16 protein-coding genes are annotated in these 21,060 nt (G+C 72.7%); 5 read left to right on the top strand and 11 right to left on the bottom strand.

What is annotated here, in order from left to right:
• Positions 1 to 209 precede the first annotated feature (209 nt).
• The 6 genes from ABZS71_RS33840 to ABZS71_RS33865 all read right to left on the bottom strand — a co-directional run bounded on the left by ABZS71_RS33840 (position 210) and on the right by ABZS71_RS33865 (position 8,062).
• The gene (locus ABZS71_RS33840; protein WP_356216261.1) at positions 210 to 2,339 is read right to left on the bottom strand and encodes a DUF5107 domain-containing protein; all 2,130 of its coding nucleotides are present in this window, start codon (positions 2,337 to 2,339) and stop codon (positions 210 to 212) included.
• 117 nt (positions 2,340 to 2,456) lie between these two features.
• Positions 2,457 to 3,011, bottom strand: a complete 555-nt coding sequence (locus ABZS71_RS33845; RefSeq protein ID WP_356216264.1) for a GNAT family protein — start codon at positions 3,009 to 3,011, stop codon at positions 2,457 to 2,459.
• Positions 3,004 to 3,747: a 4'-phosphopantetheinyl transferase superfamily protein gene (locus ABZS71_RS33850; RefSeq protein WP_356216267.1), complete on the bottom strand. Its 744-nt coding sequence runs from the start codon at positions 3,745 to 3,747 to the stop codon at positions 3,004 to 3,006. Before ABZS71_RS33850 ends, ABZS71_RS33845 begins: the two co-directional genes overlap by 8 nt.
• A gap of 120 nt (positions 3,748 to 3,867) precedes the next feature.
• Positions 3,868 to 5,874, bottom strand: a complete 2,007-nt coding sequence (locus tag ABZS71_RS33855) for a prolyl oligopeptidase family serine peptidase (RefSeq protein ID WP_356216270.1) — start codon at positions 5,872 to 5,874, stop codon at positions 3,868 to 3,870.
• A gap of 15 nt (positions 5,875 to 5,889) precedes the next feature.
• Complete coding sequence (locus ABZS71_RS33860; RefSeq protein ID WP_356216272.1) at positions 5,890 to 7,236, bottom strand: M20/M25/M40 family metallo-hydrolase; 1,347 nt, start codon at positions 7,234 to 7,236, stop codon at positions 5,890 to 5,892.
• A complete protein-coding gene (locus tag ABZS71_RS33865; RefSeq protein ID WP_355843196.1) occupies positions 7,229 to 8,062 on the bottom strand; it encodes a M55 family metallopeptidase in 834 nt (277 codons plus the stop codon). Before ABZS71_RS33865 ends, ABZS71_RS33860 begins: the two co-directional genes overlap by 8 nt.
• A 131-nt stretch (positions 8,063 to 8,193) precedes the next feature.
• On the opposite strand from ABZS71_RS33865, the gene ABZS71_RS33870 reads away from it, so the two are divergent.
• Positions 8,194 to 8,535, top strand: a complete 342-nt coding sequence (locus tag ABZS71_RS33870) for a DUF2795 domain-containing protein (protein ID WP_355843199.1) — start codon at positions 8,194 to 8,196, stop codon at positions 8,533 to 8,535.
• Positions 8,536 to 8,539: 4 nt separating this feature from the next.
• Here ABZS71_RS33870 and ABZS71_RS33875 read toward each other — a convergent pair whose 3' ends face one another.
• From ABZS71_RS33875 to ABZS71_RS33890, 4 genes are all read right to left on the bottom strand, one after another.
• The gene (locus tag ABZS71_RS33875; RefSeq protein WP_356216275.1) at positions 8,540 to 9,259 is read right to left on the bottom strand and encodes a class I SAM-dependent methyltransferase; all 720 of its coding nucleotides are present in this window, start codon (positions 9,257 to 9,259) and stop codon (positions 8,540 to 8,542) included.
• A 108-nt stretch (positions 9,260 to 9,367) separates the two neighbouring features.
• The gene (locus ABZS71_RS33880) at positions 9,368 to 11,863 is read right to left on the bottom strand and encodes a SpoIIE family protein phosphatase (protein WP_355843205.1); all 2,496 of its coding nucleotides are present in this window, start codon (positions 11,861 to 11,863) and stop codon (positions 9,368 to 9,370) included.
• Between the two features lie 236 nt (positions 11,864 to 12,099).
• Positions 12,100 to 14,598, bottom strand: coding sequence for an MFS transporter (locus ABZS71_RS33885; RefSeq protein WP_356216278.1), 2,499 nt, complete (start codon positions 14,596 to 14,598; stop codon positions 12,100 to 12,102).
• A 211-nt stretch (positions 14,599 to 14,809) separates the two neighbouring features.
• Positions 14,810 to 15,253 (bottom strand): SRPBCC family protein, encoded by a 444-nt coding sequence (locus tag ABZS71_RS33890; protein WP_355843211.1) that lies wholly within the window; start codon positions 15,251 to 15,253, stop codon positions 14,810 to 14,812.
• Between the two features lie 160 nt (positions 15,254 to 15,413).
• Here ABZS71_RS33890 and ABZS71_RS33895 point away from each other — a divergent pair, with 160 nt between their 5' ends.
• On the top strand, positions 15,414 to 16,451 hold the full coding sequence (locus tag ABZS71_RS33895) for an Rv2578c family radical SAM protein (RefSeq protein WP_355843214.1): 1,038 nt from the start codon (positions 15,414 to 15,416) through the stop codon (positions 16,449 to 16,451).
• A gap of 84 nt (positions 16,452 to 16,535) precedes the next feature.
• Complete coding sequence (locus ABZS71_RS33900; protein ID WP_356216281.1) at positions 16,536 to 17,102, top strand: GNAT family N-acetyltransferase; 567 nt, start codon at positions 16,536 to 16,538, stop codon at positions 17,100 to 17,102.
• 39 nt (positions 17,103 to 17,141) lie between these two features.
• Here the strand turns inward: ABZS71_RS33900 and ABZS71_RS33905 are convergent, their stop codons facing one another.
• Positions 17,142 to 17,798 (bottom strand): HEAT repeat domain-containing protein, encoded by a 657-nt coding sequence (locus ABZS71_RS33905; protein ID WP_356216284.1) that lies wholly within the window; start codon positions 17,796 to 17,798, stop codon positions 17,142 to 17,144.
• Positions 17,799 to 18,187: 389 nt separating this feature from the next.
• Between ABZS71_RS33905 and ABZS71_RS33910 the strand changes: the two genes are divergently transcribed.
• Together ABZS71_RS33910 and ABZS71_RS33915 are read left to right on the top strand one after the other, a co-directional pair.
• Positions 18,188 to 20,038: a 3-hydroxybutyryl-CoA dehydrogenase gene (locus ABZS71_RS33910; protein WP_355843223.1), complete on the top strand. Its 1,851-nt coding sequence runs from the start codon at positions 18,188 to 18,190 to the stop codon at positions 20,036 to 20,038.
• Positions 20,039 to 20,123: 85 nt separating this feature from the next.
• Complete coding sequence (locus tag ABZS71_RS33915; protein WP_356216286.1) at positions 20,124 to 20,951, top strand: TetR family transcriptional regulator; 828 nt, start codon at positions 20,124 to 20,126, stop codon at positions 20,949 to 20,951.
• Positions 20,952 to 21,060: the final 109 nt, after the last annotated feature.

Consider the following 21,060-nt stretch of genomic DNA (forward strand, 5'->3'; position numbering starts at 1 on the left):
GCCCACTCCGTAAGGTTCATAGACAAGATCATAACATCGCTTGAACCCGCTAACACTCACTCAATCGACCGCAAGAGCGAACAGTTGAACACCCCACGGCGTGACGCGTCCGTTGGACACCACCCCGCCCGTCAGGACGGCGGATCCGGCTCTTCGGTGATCCGCGCGTCGCCGTCGAGCCGGACCGCCGCCGCCATGAGCGGCTGCCCTCAGGCGGGCCGCATGCGGAACTCATAGCGCTCCGGCAGCGGATGCTCGGCCCTCGCCCGCGCCCGCGCCTCCTCCGTCACCGGCTCCCCGGGCCCGGCGGCCAGCCGCTCCGCGATCGCGTACCAGGTGTCGCTCAACGCCTCGTCGCCCTCACGCAGATCGCAGACCTCGAAGCCGTCGTCGAAGACGGCGCGGGCCGCGAGGGCGTCGCCCTGGGCCAGCAGCACCTGGGCGCGCAGCAGCCGGAAGCGGCCCCGCTCATGGATCCCCGGGCGCAGCGCGTCGAGCACCGTCCGCGCGTCATCGGCGCGGTCCGCCGCGAGCAGCGTGACGATCGCCTCGCGGCCGAGCGCGGCCTCGGCCGCCTCCATCGCGCAGGGGTCCACGGCGACGGGAGGCGCGGCGAGCGAGACGGCCACCGGCGCTCCGGGCGCCCCGGCCGCTTCCAGGACCGGGGCCGGGTCAGGTTCGGACCCCATGGCCAGAATCAGCCGTACCGCGCGCAGCAGCCGCTCCGCCGCGCGCGCCGGATGGCCGGACGCCGTGTCGGCGACGGCCAGGCAGCGCAGCGCCCAGGGCGTCTCGGCGCACCGCAGCGACCGCTCCCAGCTGCGCTCGGCCTGGGCGCGGTCGCCCGCGTGCCACTGGGCGACGCCCAGGTGATACTCGGCGGCGGCCGTGGAGGGGGCCGCTTCGAGGAGGTCGCGCCAGACGGGGGCCACCAGGGAGGCGCCCGGGTCGGCCGGGGACCGGCCCGGCTCCCAGCCGGGCAGCGCGCCGGTGCGCAGCAGCCGGCGCCAGGGCTCCTGCTCCTCCCCCAGCGTGGCCGGGTCGAACGGCGTACCGGGCAGCTCATAGCCGCCGCGCTCCATCTCCAGCGCACCCCAGCCGGAGCCGGTCGCGAGGCTCTCGCCCGGCTCGGCGTCGGCGCACGGGCGCCAGGCGGCGTACGCGGCGTCGACGGCGGCGCGCGGCAGCGCCGCCTCGAGCCGGGACTCGGCCTCGTGCCGGGCCGCCGCCCAGTCGGCGCCATGTACGGCGGCCGGGTCGGCGGACAGCGGTCCGTACGCCTCCAGCCAGGCGAACTCCTCCCCCGCCTCCAGCGGAAGGTGCTCCAGCTGGGTGCGGGCGAGCCCGGCCTGGATCTCGGCGTAGCCGCCGGTGCCGGGCTCGGTCAGCCACTGCTGCCAGCGCCGGCCGCCGGGACCCGCGCCCCACAGGAAGAGCTTGCGGCCGCGCAGCAGATCGGTCGAGGTCTGGACGAGACCGCTGCCCTCGGCGTCGAGCGAGGCGATCCAACGGCGGGCTCCGTCGGGCAGCTCGTAGAAGTAGTCGGCCGGGTGGGCGCCGCGCAGCGGGTACGTACGGTCGGCGCCGTCCCACTCCGGGACCGGGACCCGGCGCAGGGTGCGGGTGTAGCCGAAGTGCCAGGCCTCGTCGGCGGGGGCGAGGACGCGGGTGCGCTCGTCCTCGGGGACGGCGATGTTGGACCACCAGTAGACGGGGGCGGGGTGGTGGTGCGGATTGCGGATCCGGACGCCCGCGTAGAGGAAGGCGGAGTCGGCGGGCAGCCACAGATCGACCTGGAAGGGCAGATCGCGCAGCCGCTCCCACTCCCACAGCCGCACCATCGCGCCCCCGTCGGCCTCGTCGGGTGCCGGGACGCGGGCGGCGTGCACAGGCGCGCAGGACAGGGTGGTGTGGCCGGTGGCGCCGATGTTCCACTCGATACCGCCGGAGAACCAGGCGCCGTTGAGCGCGAAGTCGGCGGGCTGGAGCACCGGGTTGCGGTAGAGCAGCTCACGGCCGGTGGGCTTGTGGTGGAGCGAGTGCACCCGTCCGCCGAGACCGGGCAGCACGGTGGCCCGCAGCCGGTCGTTCTCGATGACGATCGCGTCGAGTGCGGCGGGGGCGCGGTCGCGGCCGTAGCCGTCGCGCAGCCGCACCGGCAGCACCGAGCGCAGTGGCTCATAGGCCATCTGGCGGGCCATGCCCGCGGGGAGCGTGGCCCGGGTGGCCTCGTCGACGCGGTGCACCTCGGCCCGCGGCCGCAGCGCGGGCAGGGGGTTCCCGGGCCCGAGCGGGGCGGTGGGAAGGGTCAGGGTGGTACGTCGCACACTCGTGGCCACTGGCTGCCTCGCTCCGACTGCCTTGGGTCACCTCGGCTGCGGCGACCGTCCGGTGACCATGGAACAACGTCACGGCCCCGGTGAACAGAACGGCTTCGGCCCGATGATGAGCCGGGGTCAGGCTCCGGCAGCACGGTGGGCGAACATATCGCTGGTGATGGCCCACCGCTCATGGTCGCGCCACGCCCCCTCGATATAGAGGAAGTCGGGGGAAAAGCCCTCCAGCCGGAAGCCGTGCCGCTTGACGAGCCCCAGCGACGCCTCGTTGCCGGGCTGGATATTGACCTCGATACGGTGCAGCGCGAGCGGTCCGAAGGCATAACGGAGGACGAGCCCGAGCCCCTCGGACATATACCCGTGCCCGGCGGCGGGCGGAAAGGCCCCGTAGCCGATCGATCCGCACTGGAAGGCGCCGCGCACGATGGTGTTGATGTTGATGAATCCGGCGAGGGCGCCGGTCTCCCGTACACAGATCAGGAAGCCCTCGTGGTCCGCCCGCTCCAGTTTGGAGATGAAGCCCTCGTAGGCCTGCTCGGTCGTCGGCAGGGTCATCCAGGGGTGGTGGAAGTCGACGTTCTCCCGCGCGCGCCGGGTGAACTCCTCGCCGTCCTCGCGCCGGGTACGGCGGATGGCCACGCGGGCTCCCTCGGCGACATACGGAATGTCAGGCATTGGTCAATGATGACAGCAGTGCCAGGGCCGCCGCATAGCCGAAGCCGCCGGGGACCGCCTCCCTCACGGCTATGTCGGCCATCGTCCAGGGGCCGACCGGCACCGGCTCGGTGCCGGTGCCGACGTAAGCGATCGCCGGGTCCTGGGAGAGCCCGGTGCCGATGCCCTTCAGATACGCCTCCTTCCGCGTCCAGCAGCGGGCGAAGGCGGCGGGCCGGTCGGCCTCGGGCAGCGCGTCGAGCTCGGCGCGCTCCCTGGGATGCAGGCTCTGGGCGACCTGGGCGACCACGGAGGCGGGCTGGAGCTTCTCCACATCGGCGCCGACCGGGGTGCCCGCAAAGGCGAAGAGCACCAGATCACCGGCGTGGGACATATTGAAGTGCAGGGGGGTGCCGGGCACCGCGGGACGGCCGTGCGGACCGCCGCAGCCGGGGCATGCCTCACGGGTGAACGGAACGTCGGCGGGGATCAGGTCCAGATAGCCGCCGAGCAGCTGCCGCAGCCCCATATGGGCCGCCGTGTACCGCTCCCGGTCCTCTGCCCGGACGAACTTGGCGACCCGCTCCCGCTCCCCGGCGTCAAGGATCTTGCCGGGTGCGCCCGGGTCCATGGCGGCGGTGAACTCGGAGACGCTGAGCAGCCAGATCTCGGGCTCGCCGCCCCGCGGCCACGCACCGGCTACGGCGGTGGGCAGCGGCTCACGGCCGACGATGCGCGGGGCCGGTGGGGGTGTCAACTCGCTCCTCCAGATGGGTCGGTGGCAACGGTCGTCGCGGTGATCACGCTACCGGGATCGCGCGGCCACGGGGGGCGGGCCCAGGACAATCCGTGCCGAGGGGCGGCCGACGCCGAGGGGTCATGTCACCAGCTCCAGGGCCGGGACATCGGCCCTGATCAGTCCGAAGGTCCTGGCGTACAGGGACAGCTCGGCCTCCAGGGCGCGGATCATGGTGTCGGCGCGGCGGAAGCCATGGCCCTCGCCCTCGAAGGTGAGATACGCGTGGGGGACGCCGCGCCCGCGGATCGCCGCCAGGAACCGCTCGCACTGCTCGGGCGGGCAGATCGTGTCGTCCAGCCCCTGGAGCAGCAGAAAGGGCGCGCGGACGCGGTCGGCGCGATGCAGCGGCGAGCGCTCGCGGTAGCGGTCCGGAACCTCGGCGAGCGGGCCGACCAGCGACTCCGTATAGCGGGACTCGAAGTCATGGGTGCCGCCGGTGGCCCAGGAGAGGGGGTCGAGGATCGGGTAGATGACGGTGCCGCACGCGTACAGCCCGGTGGCGGTGAGGGAGACGGCCGCGGTCCAGCCGCCCGCGCTGCCGCCGCGGATCGCCAGCCGGGCCCGGTCGGCGGTGCCCTCGTCGGCGAGCGCCTCCGCGACGGCGGCGCAGTCCTCGACGTCGACGACGCCCCACCGCTCGCGCAGCCGGTTCCGGTAGGCGCGGCCGTAGCCCGTCGAGCCGCCGTAGTTGACCTCGGCGACGCCGATCCCCCGCGAGGTGAAGTAGGCGATCTCCAGATCGAGCACGAGCGGGGCGCGGCCGGTGGGACCGCCGTGCGCCCAGATGACGAACGGCGGAAGCTCGCCGTCCGGCGCGGTGTGATCGGGGTTGTGCGGCGGATGGACATGGGCGTGGATCTCCCGGCCGTCCGGCCCGGTGAAGGTGCGGGTCCGCGGCTGCGGGTAGTACGCGGGGTCGATCGGGTCGGTGTGCGCGCTGCCGATGACGCGGGCGTGGCCGGTGCAGACGTCCAGCTCGATCACCTCATGGCCGCTGCGGGGGCTCGCGGCCACGCCGATGACACGGGTGCCGGTCACGGCGAGCGTCGGCTCCCATTCGGTCCACGGCCCCGGGACGTCGGCCGATGCGCCGGTCTCCGGGTCGAGGATGCCGAGCGTGGCGGCGCCCCGGCCGTGCAGTACGGCGATCAGACCGCTGGACAGCGGGGCGAACCAGCGATGGCCGAGCTTCCACAGCGGCCCCGCGAACTCCTCCTCCCGGGGGCACAGGGGCACCGGCTGCCCCGCCTGGACCCGCGCTTCCTCCGGGCGTCCGAGCCGGTACAGATTCCACCAGCCGCTGCGGTCGGTGGCCGCGAGCAGCGAACCGTCGGCGGCCCATTCGACCTGGGCGACCGACTCGTCCGCACCGCCCAGCACCGCACGCGCCCCGGTGAACGGCCCGTCCTCCGCCACCTCGGCCAGCATCACCGCGGTGCCGTCCCACGGCATCCGGGGGTGATCCCAGGCGATCCACGCGGCCCACCGCCCGTCGGGCGAGAGCCGGGGGCCGGTGACGAAGCGGTGGCGGTCGTCGGTCAGCTCCCGCACCGCCGTGCGGTCCTCGGCGGCCGAGCCGTCCAGCGGCACGGCGGCGATCACCCGCCGCACATCCGTGGGCCCCTCACCCGTGAACTCCTCCAGCACACACCACGCTTCACCGCGGTCCGGGTGGAGCTCCAGATCCGCCCAGCGCAGCCCCTCCCCCACCCCCGACACCGGCGTCAGCGGGCGCGGCGGTGCGCCCGCCGGGGCGTCCGGCTCATACGCGTACAGCCGCTGATCGGCGAAGTGGGTGAACACCACCAGCGGACCACCGGTCCCGCGTGCCACCGCGGCCCACGGCGTGCCGCCGTATCCCATGACCTTGCTGCGCACATTCCACGGCAAAGGCAGCACCGAGAGCTCCGAGCCGTCGGCCCGCCGCCGCATCAGGGTGCGCCGGCCGCCCTCGCCGGGGCGCGGCGCGGTCCACCACACCTCGTCGCCGACCGTGCCCACGTACTCCGGATGGCCGTCGTGCGACGCCGCGAGCGCGGCGTCGACCGGGGAGCGCCAGGCTCCGTAGGGGACCGTGGCCGTCATCTGCCGCACCATCCCTCACGCCCTCCGCAGGAAGTGGTCGAGCACCCGGACGCCGAAGTGCAGGGCGTCCACCGGCACCCGCTCGTCCACGCCGTGATAGAGCGCCTGATAGTCGAAGCCCTCGGGGAGCCGCAGCGGCGAGAACCCGTATCCGACGATGCCGAGGCGGGAGAACTGCTTGGCGTCCGTGCCGCCCGACATGCAGTACGGCACCACATGCCCGCCGGGGTCGAAGTGCTCGACGGCGGCGCGCATCGCCGTGTACGTCGGGGCGCCGGGTCCGATGGGGGCCTCCAGCGGGAATTCGCGGTGGTGGAACTCCCAGTCCACCTCCGGCCCGGTGAGCCGGTCGAGGGTGGTGCGGAACTCCTCCTCGCCGCCGGGCAGCATCCTGCCGTCCACATAGGCGGTGGTGGTCCCCGGGATCACATTGACCTTGTAACCGGCCTCCAGGACCGTGGGGTTGGCGCTGTTGCGCACGGTCGGCTCGACGAGGGCCGCGGCGGGCCCCAGCTTGGCCAGCAGCTCGTCGATGTCGAAGTCCGCCGCGTCCGGATCGGCCGGGATGCCCTGGAGCGCGGCGAGCTCGGTCAGCGCCGCCTTCACCGTCGGCGTCAGCCGCACCGGCCAGCGGTACTCGCCGATGCGCGCTACGGCGGCGGCCAGCCGGGTGACCGCGTTGTCCCGGTTGACCTTCGCACCGTGTCCGGCCCGGCCCCGCGCGGTGAGCCTGAGCCAGGCCGTGCCGCGCTCCCCCGCCGCGATGGGGTAGAGCCGCATCCCGGGCCCGGCGTGGAAGGTGAAGGCGCCCGTTTCGCTGATGCCCTCGGTGCAGCCCTCGAAGAACTCGGCGTGCTGCTCGGCGAGGAAGCCGGAGCCCGCCTCGGCGCTGTCCTCCTCATCGGCGGTGAAGGCCAGCACGATGTCACGGCGCGGCCGCGCCCCCGACCGGGCCCAGGCCCGCACGGTCGCGAGCACCATCGCGTCCATGTTCTTCATGTCGACCGCGCCCCGGCCCCAGACCACACCGTCGCGCACTTCCCCGGAGAAGGGGTGCACGCTCCAGTCGGCGGGCTCGGCGGGCACCACGTCCAGATGGCCGTGGACGAGCAGTGCGGGCGCGGACGGATCGGTGCCCTCGATCCGGGCGACCACATTGGTCCGCCCCGGCGACCGCTCCAGCAGGGTGGGGTCGATGTCCACATCGCTGAGCATCTCCGCCACATACTCGGCGGCCGGGCGCTCCGAGCAGTCACCGCCGCCGCGGTTGGTCGTGTCGATGGCGATCAGCTCGGAGGTGAACCGCACCACCTCCTCGAGCGCCTGTGCGTCGATCGCTTCCGGATGGGCCCTGTCAGCCATATTGCTCCTCCACCGCGGCCGATACGACCGTCGTGACCGCCTTGAAGCAGCGGATCCCCTCGTACATGGTCGGTGAGGTGTACGCGACGCGACGCTCGCCGCTGGGCTCCACGCCCGGCACGACGCTCGCCGCCCCCACCAGATGCTCGGCGTCGAACTCCAGCTCCACCGTGAACGGCCCGCCGCGCGCGGGCTCGTGCCGCACCGCCAGCGCCGCCGCCTCCCGCGCCGCCGCCCGGATGTCGGCGGCCGTGCGGGCGGGGGTGCGGCAGACCGCCGCATAGCGCGACACATAGTCCTTGACGGCGACCGAGCGGGCCCGTGGCGCATAGCCCTTGGCGTCCTCACAGGTCCGGTCGTCGCCGGTCACCAGCACCACCGGCACCCCGTACTCGGCGACGACCAGCGCGTTGAGCAGGCCCTCGCTCGCGGGCACCCCGTCCACCCACACCCCGGTGACGGAGTTGGCGAGATAGGTGTGCGCGAGGACTCCCTCGGTGCCGGCGCCCGTGTGGTAGCCGAGGAACGCCACCCCGTCCACATCGCCGTGCTGGACGCCCTCGACCATGCTCAGACTCTTGTGCCGGCCGGTGAGCATCTGGGCTCGCTCGTCCAGCTCCTCCAGGAGCAGATTGCGCATGGTCCAGTGCGCCTCATTGATGAGCACCTCGTCGGCGCCACCGTCGAGGAACCCCGCCACCGCCGCGCTCACGTCGGAGGTGAGGAGACGGCGGCAGCGCTCCCACTGAGGGGTGCCGGGCAGCACATCAGCGGGCCAGGTCACGCCGGTGGCGCCCTCCATGTCGGCGCTGATAAGGATCTTCATGCCTCGTCACGTTACGCGCTGGGATGTGTACGAACCAGCCCTGTGGATAACTGGTCCAGTCCACATCCCGCCCCTGTTTTGCCCGGCAGGCCGCCGGGCACTCGGGGGCGGTCCCAGCGAGGGGAGGTCCCATGGCCCACACGACGGTGCAAGAAGTGCTCGATGCCCTGCGGGATGTCGATTTCCCGGCAGGCAAGGACGAACTGGTGAGCGCGGCCAAGAAAGCGGGAGCCTCCGAGGAGGTCGTCAAGGCGCTGCGCGGCATTCCCCCGGAGGAATACGCGAACCGCGAGGAGGTGGCCCGGTCCGTGCGCGTGGACCCCGACTCGGACCTCGGGTACAGCCCCGGGCAGCGCGGAGAACAGGCACGCCGGGGCGGCAGACCGGGGCAGTCCGAGCGCCTGCGCGAGGTCCCCGAGCCCCCGGTGGACGAGGAAAAGGAGCGCGACCGCCGACCGCCCCCTCAGTTCTAGGCCCCTAGACCCGGCGCACCACGAACCACCGCGCCGGCAGCTCGACCCGTGAGCCGTCCGCCCAGCGCTCGGTCTGTGCCAGCGCCGTGGGCCCCTCCGCCAGGACGTCCAGCCCCACGGCCGCCAGCAGCTCGGGCACCTCCGTGTCCGCCGCGTCGGCGGGCCGCAGCCCGTGGTCGAGGACCCGGCGCAGCTTCGGCGGCGGGCCGTCCGGCCCCTGGGCCAGCTCGCCCAGTACCGTCTTGGACTCTTCCGTCAGCTCCGCCACGAACGCCCGCCCGCGCTGCCCCACCAGCTCTGCCACCGCCTCCGCGACCGGCCGTCGGTCCGGGGCGTCACTTTGATGGATGACGGCCCGCATATAGACATTGACGTCACCGAGCCGGTCGTGCAGCTCCCGCACCCCCGCCGCGTCGGTCAGATTCAGCTGCCGGAACTCCGCCGCACCCTCGGTGTCGGCGCGCCGCGCGTGCTCCACCGCCGCGCTCGACAGATCGACGCCCAGCGCCCGCTCGAAGCGGGACGCCAGATAGCGGGTCTGGGTGCCGTTTCCGCAGCCCAGATCGACTATCGGCAGCGAGGGGTCCATATGCGGGGTCAGCAGCTCCAGATGCGGGGCAGCGGTCAGCGAGGGATCCGCGTCCCAGATGGCCTCCCCCGGGGTGTCCGAGGTGTTCCGCCAGTAGCTCTCCCACGCTTGCCGGTAGCGCTCCGACACGCTCATCGCCGCTCCCCAGAGGTTGACAGGCCGTCACCAGGAAAATGCTGAGTAGATGCCTATCGTCACCACCCGGCACGGACAAGTGCGCCGGAGCATGCCGGAGCAATACCTTTACCCGGTGTTCGAGTCCCGACGCGCCGAGCGCGGCAGCGCCTGCTCGAACCACACCGTTTTGCCCCGCCCCGTGCGGCTCGTGCCCCACTCCCGCGCCAGTCCGCTGATCACCCGCAGCCCGCGCCCGAACTCGTCGTCCTCACCGGCGTTCAGCAGCGCGGGCAGCTCGTGGTCATCGTCCGAGACCTCGCACAGCAGGGCCTCGGTACGCACCAGCCGCAGCACCACATGGTGGGTGTGGGCGTGCCGAATCGCATTGGTGACCGCCTCGCTCACCAGCAGCTCGGCGGTCTCCACGGCCTCCGCAAGCCCCCATCGGGTCAGCCGCTCCCGGACCAGCCGGCGCGCCCGCCCCACCTCGCACGGGTCCAGCGCGAGCCGCCACTGGGCGACATGGTCGGCCGGAATGCCGCCCAGCCGCGCCATCAGCAGCGCCACGTCGTCCTTACGGCCGCCGCGGCCGTCTTTTTCCTGAGAAGAGGCAGCGAGGGCGCGGATGATGGTGTCGCACGCGTCGTCCATCGAGGCCGCCGGATGCGCCGCGGACTCGCACAGCGCCGCGATCCCGGCGCCGATGTCCTGGCCCCGCACCTCGACCAGACCGTCCGTGCACAGCACCAGCCGGTCGCCGGGCGCGACCCGCACCGTGGCCGTCTCGAAGGGCACCCCGCCCACGCCTATCGGGGCGCCGGTCGGCAGGTCCAGCAGCTCGCTGCGGCCGTCCCGGGCCCGTACCAGCACGGGCGGGATATGGCCCGCGTTGGAGATCAGCAGCTCGGAGCCGATCGGGTCGTAGACGGCGTACAGACAGGTGGCCAGATAGTGCTCACCGAGCCGCTGCGCCAGATCGTCGAGATTGCGCAGCAGTTGCGCGGGCGGCAGATCGAGGGCGGCCATGGTCTGGACGGCGGTCCGCAGCTGGCCCATCATCGCCGCCGAAGTCAGGCCGTGTCCCATGACGTCGCCGACGACCAGCGCGGTGCGTGAGCCGGACAGCTTGATGCTGTCGAACCAGTCGCCGCCGACCCGGCCGAGCCGGGTCCCGGGCAGATAGCGGGTGGCGGTGTCGCAGCCGGCCACGCGCGGCGTCACCTGGGGCAGCATGCTGTCCTGGAGCGTCTCGGCGACGTTCTCCTGGTAGGTGTACATCCGGGCGTTGTCGAGCACGAGCCCGGCGCGGGCGGCGAGTTCCGCGCCGGTCGTGCGGTCCATGTCGTCGAACGGCTCGCGCCCGGGGCGGCGCAGCAGCACCATGAAGCCGAGCACCACATCGCGCGCCTTGAGCGGCACGATCAGGATCGACCGGCCGTTGATCAGCGGTCTCAGATCGCGCTTCTCGAACTGCCCGGCGATCCGGTCGCCCACCTCGTCGCTGATGTACGGGATCAGCACCGGCTCGCCGGTGACCATGCACTGGAAGAACGGCGTGTGCTCGGGGAAGGCGATGCTCTCCCCGACCGGCACGGTGTCGTCCCAGCGGCCCGGTTCGTCGTTGTGCTCGACCCAGACGCGGTGCCAGACGGTGGTGACGTCGGGCGGGCCGTCGGGGAACCCCTCGCCCGCCAGAACCTGGGCGCGCAGATGCGTACCGGCGAAGTCCGCGAAGCGCGGGACGGCGGCGCTGGTCACCTCGCGGATGGTGCGGGCGAGGTCCAGGGAGCTGCCGATGCGGCCGCTGACCTCGTTGAGGAACTCCAGCCGCTCGCGGACGGCCGCGTACTCCAGATCGACGTCATCGGGCTCGACCGGCATATCGCGGGCGTGCACGCGGTCCGGCGCGCCGTTCGCGGCGGCCACGCGCCGCCGTTCGGCCTCCTGGCGCGCCTGGCGCTCGCGGTACCGGGGCATGCCCCAGTCCGGCGTCACCGGGACGCGCTCATGGCGGCTGATCTCCAGCACGGGGTAGCCCAGTTCGAGGACCTGGGAGACGATCCGGCTGCCGGTGGCCGGGCCCATGTTGGGCAGGATGTCCGGCAGCCGGCCGGCCAGCCGCTCGGCGCCGGGGAACTCGGTGTGCAGTGCGAAGCCGGGCGCGAACCGCTCCTGGTCACCCGCCGCGTCCCCGGTCAGCCCCAGGGCGTCCGCCGCCAGCACGAGCAGCCGCTCGGGGCCGGGCCCCACCAGCGGATACGCCCACCACAACACATCGACCCGGCCGTGTGCGGCGTCCGCCATACGGGCCCGGCCCGCGGTGGGGTAGTACATCGAACCGGTGAGCGAGTCGTCGAGCTCGGGCCCGGCTCCGCCGGATCCCAGATCCACGCCGCGCAGCGCGCCCGAGACCGGCATCAGATCGACGGCGGGAGCGCCGACGGCCTGTTCCCGGCTGCGCCCGAAGAGCCTGCGCGCCCCGGAGCTCCAGTGCGTGACGAGTCCGTCCGCGTCGACGACGACCACCGCGAGCGGCATCCGTCCGGGCACCCCGGCGCGCTGCTCCGGCACCTTGGGCACCCTGCCCAACTCGTCGTCGCCGCGTGACGTGCCCTGCTCCATAGGCGGAAGACTCCTTCGCACGCAAGATCTGCGACACCACTGCCCACGGTACGGCTGATGTGGGTGGCCGCGGGGGGCAATACCCGAATAGGTGTCACGTGCGGATGCGTGCGAGGGGCGCCGCCTTCGCCCCGGCGCCGCCTTCGCCCCGGCGCCGCCTTCGCCCCGGCGCCGCCTTCGCCCCGGCGCCGGGAGGTGCCCCCGTCGGGGCCGCCTCCCGGCGCCGGAGCGGACCGCTAGTCCTCGTGGCCGAGTTGCAGATCCCGTTCGGTGCGGCCGCCGCCCGCCACCTGCAGGACGGTCGCGACCGGTGGATAGCCCGCCGCGATGACCGTGTACTCGCCCGCCGACAGATCGATGAAGCGGAAGGCGCCGTCCGGGCCCGTCGTGGCCGTGTCGACCACATTGCCCGCCGCGTCCAGCAGGGTCACGCGGGCGTCCTCCACCAGACGGCCGGCGGTGGCCCGGACGACGCCCCGCAGGACCGCGCCGCCGGCGAGTTCGACGTCCTGACGGGTCTCCCGGGCGGCCTGCACGGTGACCGGGAGGGCAGCGGGGCGGAACGCGGGGGCGCTGGCGGCGAGGGTGTATTCGCCCGCCACCAACTCGGCCATCACATAGCCGCCTTCGCGCCCGCTGCGGGTGGAGGCGACGACCTCACCGCGCACATCGGTCAGGGTGACCGTCGCCTCCCGTACCGGGGTGCCGTCCGCGGTCAGTACGGCCCCCGCGAGGCGGCCCGCCCCGCCGAGGACGACGTCCAGCTCGACCGGCCGGTCGCCGACCGTGACGCTGACCGCCCGCGGCTGATGGCCCCCGGCCGCCGCGATCAGGACGTACGCGCCGGTGCCCGGGGTGCTCAGCGCGTACCGTCCGTCCTCACCGGTGGCGCCGCGCCCGATCTGGCGGCCGGCGCCGTCGATGAGGGTGAGGGCCGCCCGCGGGACCGTGGTGCCGTCGTGGTGCTGGACCGTGCCGCAGACCGGGATGCCCGCGGTGGGCGGCGGTCCGGCGGCGCCGCCGGCGTGCCGGGGCCCGGCGGCGCTGCGCGCAGCCGGTACGACGGGGTCTTGCAGGTCTTGCTGGACGGCGTAATCGGTGGGGGACACCAGAGGTTTCTCCTTCAGCAGGAAGGCGAGCAGGAAGCCCAGGACGAGCACCGGCACGAGGTAGAGAAAGATCCGCGGTATGGCGTGGGCGTACGCCGCGATATAGCCGTCGCGCAGCGCGCCGGGCATCGCGTGCACCATCTGCGGGGTGACCGAGTCGGGGTCGGGCAGCCGGGACCCGTCGCCGCCGCGGCCGGACGCCGCCCCGGCGGGGAGCTCGGCCGCCAGACGGTCGGCGAGCCGGTTGGCGAAGAGCGTGCCGAAGACGGCCGCGCCGACGCTGCCGCCGATCTGCCGGAAGTAGTTGTTGGCGCTGGTGGCCGAGCCGAGGTCGGCAGGCGACACGGCGTTCTGTACGGCGAGGACGAGCACGGGCAGGACAAGCCCGATGCCGAGTCCCAGCACGCCCATCCACAGGCTGTAGTCCTGCCGGGAGGTGTCTTCCTCCAGCCGGGACAGCAGGTACATGCCGACGGCCGAGACCAGTCCGCCGACCACGGGGAAGACCTTGTAGCGGCCGGTGGCGCTGATGAGCTGGCCCGAAAGGATGGAGGCCAGGACCATGCCGCCCATCATGGGCACCATCAGCAGCCCCGACTCGGTGGCCGAGACCCCGTCGACCATCTGCAGGAAGGTGGGCAGATAGCTGGCGGCGCCGAAGAGTGCGACGCCGACGACCGCGCCGATCAGCCCGCTGACGCAGAAGACCGAATCGCGGAACAGCCGCATGGGGATGATCGGTTCGGGTGCGACGCACTCCACGACGACGAAGAGGACCGCGGAGCCCAGCGCCCCCAGGGCGAGTCCGAGGATGACGCGGGAGCCCCAGGCGTACTCCGTGCCGCCCCAACTCGTCAGCAGTACGGCGCAGGTCGAGAACACGGACAGGAACAGCGCGCCCAAATAGTCGAAGCGCGCCCGGCGCGGCGGCTCCGGCACCTCGAGGACTGCGGCCACGACGGCGAGGGTGACCAGGCCGAAGGGGACGTTGACGTAGAAGCACCAGCGCCAGGAGGCGTGGTCGGTGAAGAAGCCGCCGAGCAGCGGCCCGGCCACCGACGCGAGGCCGAACGCGGCGCCGATGAGCCCCATATAGCGGCCGCGTTCACGCGGCGGCACGATATCGGCCATGATCGCCTGGACGCCGATCATCAGCCCGCCGGCGCCGATCCCCTGCACCGCCCGGAAGACGATCAGCTCGTCCATCGTGCGCGACCAGCCCGCCAGCGCGGAGCCGACGACGAAGACGACGATCGCGAAGACGAAGACGCTCTTACGGCCGACGAGATCGCCGAGCTTGCCGTAGAGGGGCAGCACGACGGTGACCGCGAGGAGGTAGGAGGTGACGGTCCAGGACATCTTGTCCAGACCGTGCAGTTCGCCGACGACCTCGGGGAGGGCGGTGGCCACGATGGTCTGGTCGAGCGCCGCGAGCAGCAGCGCGAGCATCAGCCCGACGAAGACCATCCGGACGCGGGCCGGGCTGAGCCGGGCCGACGCGGCCCCGTCCGCCGCCGACGGTGCCGGGACGGCCCCGTCGGCGGCGAGGGCGGGAGCGCCTGTCGGCTCGTACCCCTCGTACCCCTCGCACCCCTTCGGCACGGTGGTCCCGGTGGTGCCGCCCACGTCCATCTCCCCTCGTCACGCCTGCGCCGCCGCCCATTTCTCGCATTACGCGTAACTGCGGGCAAGCGCGACGAATCGCCAACGAGGGGCCTCATGGGGCATCAGCCCCGGTGAGAGGGTGTGCGGGGGTATGCCGCACCGCGAAGAAAACCACCCGAACCGGTGATGGCGACGCCGGTCCTCGAGGGGGTCGTTCCGCTACCCGGCCAGGTCACTCGGCCACATCGGCCGCGAGCTTGGCCAGCAGCTCGTCGTAGATGCGGGCCAGCCCCTTGGGCGCGAACGTCCGCTCGAAGAAGCCGCCGACACCGCCCGCGCCGTTCCAGGTCGTGGTGACGACGACCCGCGCCTTGCCCTCACCCGCCGGGGTGACCGTCCAGGTGGTGACCATGGAGGAGTTGCGGTCCGTCTCGACCAGCTGACCATCGGTCGGCTCGGAGACCTCCAGCAGACAGTCGCGCACCCGCTTGCTGGTGGCCTGGAGCTTCCAGTGCACCACGGTGCCCTCGCCGTCGCCGCCCTCGCGCACCTCGTACTCGCTGAACTGCCGCGGAAGCAGCCGGGGACGGGTCTCGCGGTAGTCGGCGAGCGCGTCGAACACGTCCTCGGGCTTGCCCGTGACGATGCGTTCCGTGGTGGCCTCGACCTGCCCCATTGCTCTTCCTCCGTGATCGACGCGGCACCCCTGGCTAACGGCGCCGTTGGCTGCGGCAAGCCAACCACCTCCCCGTCACCCGCCCAAATCCAGGGTTGACGGATTCGAATGAAACATGTGTTCTATTGAGGTACGAGCGAGACCCCCGGAGGTGCGCGCCATGCGCTGGGACAACCTGACCAACGACGACGAGGCGGCCGCTCCGGCCCTCTTCGCGGCGGACACGGTGACCACCCGCACCTTCGACACCCCCGAGTTCCGTGGGATCACCTTCCATGAGATCCGGGCGCGCTCGGTCGTCAATCGGGTGCCGGGCGCCTCGCGGATGCCGTTCGAGTGGACGGTGAATCCGTACCGCGGCTGCACCCATGCCTGCGTCTACTGCTTCGCCCGCAAGACGCACAGCTATCTCGACCTGGACACCGGGCTCGGCTTCGACTCCCAGATCGTGGTGAAGGTCAACGCCCCGGAGCTGCTCCGCCGCGAGCTGGCCTCCCGGCGGTGGCGCGGCGAGCACATCGCCATGGGCACGAACGTGGACTGCTACCAGCGCGCCGAAGGCCGGTATCAGCTCATGCCCGGCATCCTCGGCGCGCTCGTGGAGCGCGCCAATCCGTTCTCGATCCTCACCAAGGGGACCCTGATCCTGCGCGATCTGGAGCTGCTGCGGCAGGCCGCCCGGGTGACCGACGTCGGCGTCTCCGTCTCGGTCGGCTTCACCGACCGCGAGCTGTGGCGCACCGTCGAGCCGGGCACGCCCTCGCCCGAGCGCCGGCTCGACGTCGTACGGACGCTGTCGGACCACGGCATCCCGTGCGGGGTGCTGATGGCCCCGGTGATCCCCTTCCTCGGCGACTCCCCCGAGCAGCTGCGCGCCACCGTACGGGCCATCGCCGAGGCCGGGGCCACCTCCGTGACCCCGCTGGTGCTGCATCTGCGGCCCGGCGCCCGTGAGTGGTTCACGGCGTGGCTCACCCACCACCATCCACGGCTGCTGCGGCGGTACGACGCGCTGTACGAGGGCGGGACGTACGCGCCGAAGTGGTACCAGCGGCGGATCACCGGGATGGTCCACGACTTCGCCGCCGAGTACGGGATCGGCCCGTACAAGGCGGGCGCGCACCGCAAGGTCCCCGAGCCCGAGGCCGGTTCGCCGTCCGGCTCTCCACCGGAACCGGACCAGCTGTCACTGCTGTGAGCGCCACGCCACGAGCATGCCGCCGCCGCGGAGATCCTGTGACCCTGCCGCGAGTGGCAGGGTCAAGCCACCTACGGTGGACGCATGAGCGGGGTGCGGGTAAGGGAGATGGCCGAGTCGGACATCGACGCCGTGGCGGCCGTGAGGGTGCGGGGGTGGCAGAAGGCGTACACCGGGCTGATGCCGCAGGCGTATCTGGACGGGCTGAGCGTCGAGGAGGACGCCGAGCGGCGGCGGGAGTTCTTCTCACGCGGCGTCGGCGATGTGGTCAACCTGGTGGCGGAGACGGGGACGGCAGAGGACGGCGGCGACGAGGTGGTGGGCTGGTCCTGCTTCGGCCCCTACCGGGACCGCGATCTCCCGGCCGGCGACGCCGAGTTGTACGCGCTCTATGTCCGCCCGGCCCTGGTCGGCACGGGCGTCGGCCGCGCCCTGCTCACCGAGTCCCTCCACCTCGTCGCCCAACGCGGCTTCCCCCGCCTGCGCCTGTGGGTCCTGAGGGACAACACCCGCGCCCGCTGCTTCTACGCACGGGCGGGCTTCGCCCCGGACGGCGGCGCGGAGGCGTACGAGGTCGACGGCGTCGCCGTCCCCGAAGTCCGCTACGCGCTGCGCCTCACCCGGGCGGCCCTCAGCCGGTCGCCGGGGTGAGGGGCAGGGCGTAGGAGGCGACCGGCGCCGCGCCCCGCCTCACCGCACGGGCGCCTTGCCCGCCTTGCCCGTCTTGCCCGCGGTTCGGCCAAGGCCGCCTCCGCCGCTGATGCGGGCCAGGGCGGCGGCCGCGGCGGCGCTGAGGCGTATGTGCTCGCCCGCCGCGGTCAGGGCCGGAATGGCGCGCTCGTCGCCGATCGCGCCCAGGCCCTCCACGCACGCGCGGGCGATCACCCAGTGGCGGTCGCGGGCGGCCAACTGCCGCTCCAGGGCGGCGACCAGGGCCGGTACGGACTCGGGGGCGCGCAGCTCGACCAGCAGCCGGATCGGGTGCAGCGAGTACGCGGTGCGCAGCGGGTTCGTGGCCAGGGCAGCGGCGGCGCGGGCGGTGCGCGGGTCGTCAAGGCGGGCGAGGACGCGGGCGGCGGTCGCGCAGCGGGCGGGCTCGCGGTAGTTGAGCAGGAGGACAAGGGTTTCGAAGGCCCGGCGGTCGCCCGCGCTGCCGAGCACGAAGGCCGCGGTCTCCCGCGCCCACAGCGGCTGCTCCGGCGCGACCAGGATGCGGGCGAGCTGTTCGCGCGCGGCAGGGCTGCCCTGGCGTACGAGCGCGAGCAGTGAGGCGTGGGCCGCGGTCTCCTGTGGCGTTGTGAGCGAGGCCCGTACCCGCTCGGTCAGCGTCCGGAATTCATCGTCCATGCGAGGTCTCCCCTCCCCGGTGATCTGCGCCACGGCGCAGCCTCACTGTGAGCTCTGGCGTCTTGGTTACCCGCGAGTTAATATGGCGACACGAGCAGCACCCCTGCTCTGGCGGCCTGGTGACGCAGCCGCCTTGTGTGACGTCGGTTCGGCAGTAACAGCAGCAGTACGGCATGGCCCCGGGACAGGGCCGGCCGCGTGTCTCCCACGGGCAGTTTCCTCCGTGCGGCGCTGTCCGCCAGGGAGCGTGCAAGCCCTTCCGTCGGAGTTCTGTGTCAGTCGTCAACCCGCAGCGTATGCGTGGCGTGAGCGGCATCAGCGGCATGGCCCGAGCTCCCCTCAGTCGTCACGTCATCCCCGTTCCCGGGGAACACCCTCTGGAGTCCGCTATGGACCGTCTACCGCACACCGGCGTCAGCTCTACGTCCTCCTCCTCTGATCTCTCCCCCTCCCGGGCCCCGCTCACTACTGTCGCCGTCATCGGGCTCGGCACCATGGGCACCGGCATCGCCGAGATCCTGGCCCGCGGGGGCCGCGAGGTGATCGGCATCGACATCAGCGAGAGCGCCGGCCGCCGGGCCGTCACCGCACTCGAGGTCGCCACCGCCCGCGCCGTGCACCGCGAGCGGATCAGCGAGCGGGAGCGGGCCGACATCCTGGCCCGGTTCCGTATCTCCACCGATCTGCGCGCCGCGGCCGGCGCGGAGCTGGTGATCGAGGTCGTGCCCGAGGACTACGGCATCAAGCACGAGGTCTTCACCCAGCTGGACACGATCGTCAGCCCCACCGCGATCCTGGCCACCGGCACCAACGCGCTGTCGGTGACCCGGCTGGCCGCCGAATCCGCCCATCCGGAGCGGGTGCTGGGGCTGCACTTCTTCAATCCGGCGCCCGCCATGAAGCTCGTCGAGATCGTCTCCAGCGTGCTGACCGCGCCCGCGGCCGTCGAGGCGGTCACCGCGCTCGCCCGCGACCTGGGCAAGGAGCCGGTAGCGCTCGGCGATCGGCCCGGATTCGTCGCCGACGGGCTGCTGTTCGGCTATCTCAACCAGGCGGCCGCGATGTACGAGGCCAAGTACGCGGCGCGCGAGGACATCGACGCCGCGATGCGGCTCGGCTGCGGGCTGCCGATGGGCCCGCTCGCCCTGCTCGACCTGATCGGCATCGATACGGCCCGCACCGTCCTGGAGGCCATGTACGCCGCCTCCGGCGACCGGCTGCACGCGCCCGCGCCCATCCTGGGGCAGTTCTCCGAGGCCGGTCTCACCGGCCGCAAGACGGGCCGCGGCTTCTACACGTACGAGGCGCCGGGCAGCGGCACCGTCGTCCCGGACCCGGCCGGCGGCGGGGCAGCGGACCCGGCGCACGCGGTGGACACGGCGCGCCCCGTGCGCGCCGTCGGGGTCGCCGGCTCGGGCACGATGGCCAGCGGTATCGCCGAGGTCTTCGCCAAGGCGGGCCTGGACGTGGTGCTGGCCGCCCGGTCCCAGGCGAAGGCCGAGAAGGCGAAGGCCCGTATCGCCAAGTCGCTGGGCCGGTCCGTGGTCAAGGGACGGATGACGCAGCAGGCATGCGACCAGGCGCTGGAGCGGATCACCCCGGCCGACTCGCTCGACGCCTTCGCCGAGGTGGACCTCGCCGTGGAGGCGGTGGCCGAGGACCTGGCCGTCAAGCAGGATCTGTTCACCGTGCTCGACAAGGTCTGCAAACCCGGCGCGGTGCTGGCCACGACCACCTCCTCGCTGCCGGTCATCGCCTGCGCCCGCGTCACCTCGCGCCCGCAGGACGTCGTCGGGATGCACTTCTTCAACCCGGCGCCCGCGATGAAGCTCGTCGAGGTGGTGCGCACCGTCCTGACCGCGGACGATGTGCGCGCGACCGCGCACGCCGTGTGCAAGACGGTGGGCAAACACCCGGTGGACTGCGGCGACCGGGCCGGATTCATCGTCAACGCCCTGCTGTTCCCTTACCTCAACAACGCGGTGAAGATGGTCCAGGAGCACTACGCCACCCCCGATGACATCGACGCCGCGATGAAGCTCGGCGGCGGCTATCCGATGGGCCCCTTCGAACTGCTCGACGTCGTCGGGCTCGATGTCTCCCTCGCCATCGAGAAGGTGCTGCACCGCGAGTTCCGCGATCCGGGGCTGGCGCCGGCGCCGCTGCTGGAGCATCTGGTCGCGGCGGGCTGCCTGGGGCGCAAGACCGGGCGCGGCTTCCGCGAGTATGCGAAAGCCTGAGTACGGCTCGGGGTGGGGCGGACTGCTGGAACCCTCCGCTGGTCCGCCCCCGCACCGGCACTCACAAGCGTGTTACGTTCCCCACATGTCCCAGCCCGTGAAGGCCGCTCGTACGAAGCGTACGAACCGATCCAACTCCGCCGACGGCGGTGAGAGCGCCGGAAGTCGCCGCGCCGCCGCCCAGCGCCTGACCATGCGCCGCAAACTGGCGGCCGCGGCGATGGAGTTGTTCGCGACCCAGGGGTACGAGGCGACGACGGTCGACGAGATCGCCGCCAGAGCCGGGGTGGCCCGCCGCACCTTCTTCCGGCACTTCCGCTCCAAGGAAGAGGCGATCTTCCCGGACCACGACGACACGCTGGTACGGGCCGCGGCCGTGCTCGACGCGGCCCCGCCGCATGAGAACCCCCTCGACACGGTGTGCCGGGGCATCAAGGAGGTCATGCGGATGTACGCGGCCTCGCCGGCCGTCTCCGTGGAGCGCTACCGGCTGACCCGCGAGGTCCCGGCGCTGCGCGAGCGCGAGATCGCCTCGGTGGCCCGCTACGAGCGGCTCTTCACCCGCTACCTCCTGGGCCACTTCGACGAGGGCGCCCACCACGACGGCGACGACGACCCCCTGCTGGCGGAGGTCGCCGCCTCCGCCGTGGTCACCGCCCACAACCATGTGCTCCGGCGCTGGCTGCGGGCGGGGGGCGAGGGCGACGTGGAGACACAGCTGGACCACGCCTTCGCGATCGTCCGCGAAACCTTCGGGACGGGCATCGGCGCGGGCCGCCCCGCCCCGGGCCAGGAGCGCCCCGCGGCGACGGTGTCGACGCAGGAGGACGACGAGGTGGTGGTGATGGTGGCGCGGACGGACGCACCGCTGAACGAGGTCATGCGGACCATTGAGCGGGCCCTTAAGCGGTAGCCGGACCCGGCCGCTACCCGGTCACTGCGGCCGGGTCGGTGGTGGCGTCCACGTCGAGAATGTGCAGCTGACCACCCGTGGTCAGGCTCGCGAACAGCACCGTGTTACC

The organism is Streptomyces sp. NPDC005393 (assembly GCF_040606675.1).
Classification (GTDB): Bacteria; Actinomycetota; Actinomycetes; order Streptomycetales; family Streptomycetaceae; genus Streptomyces.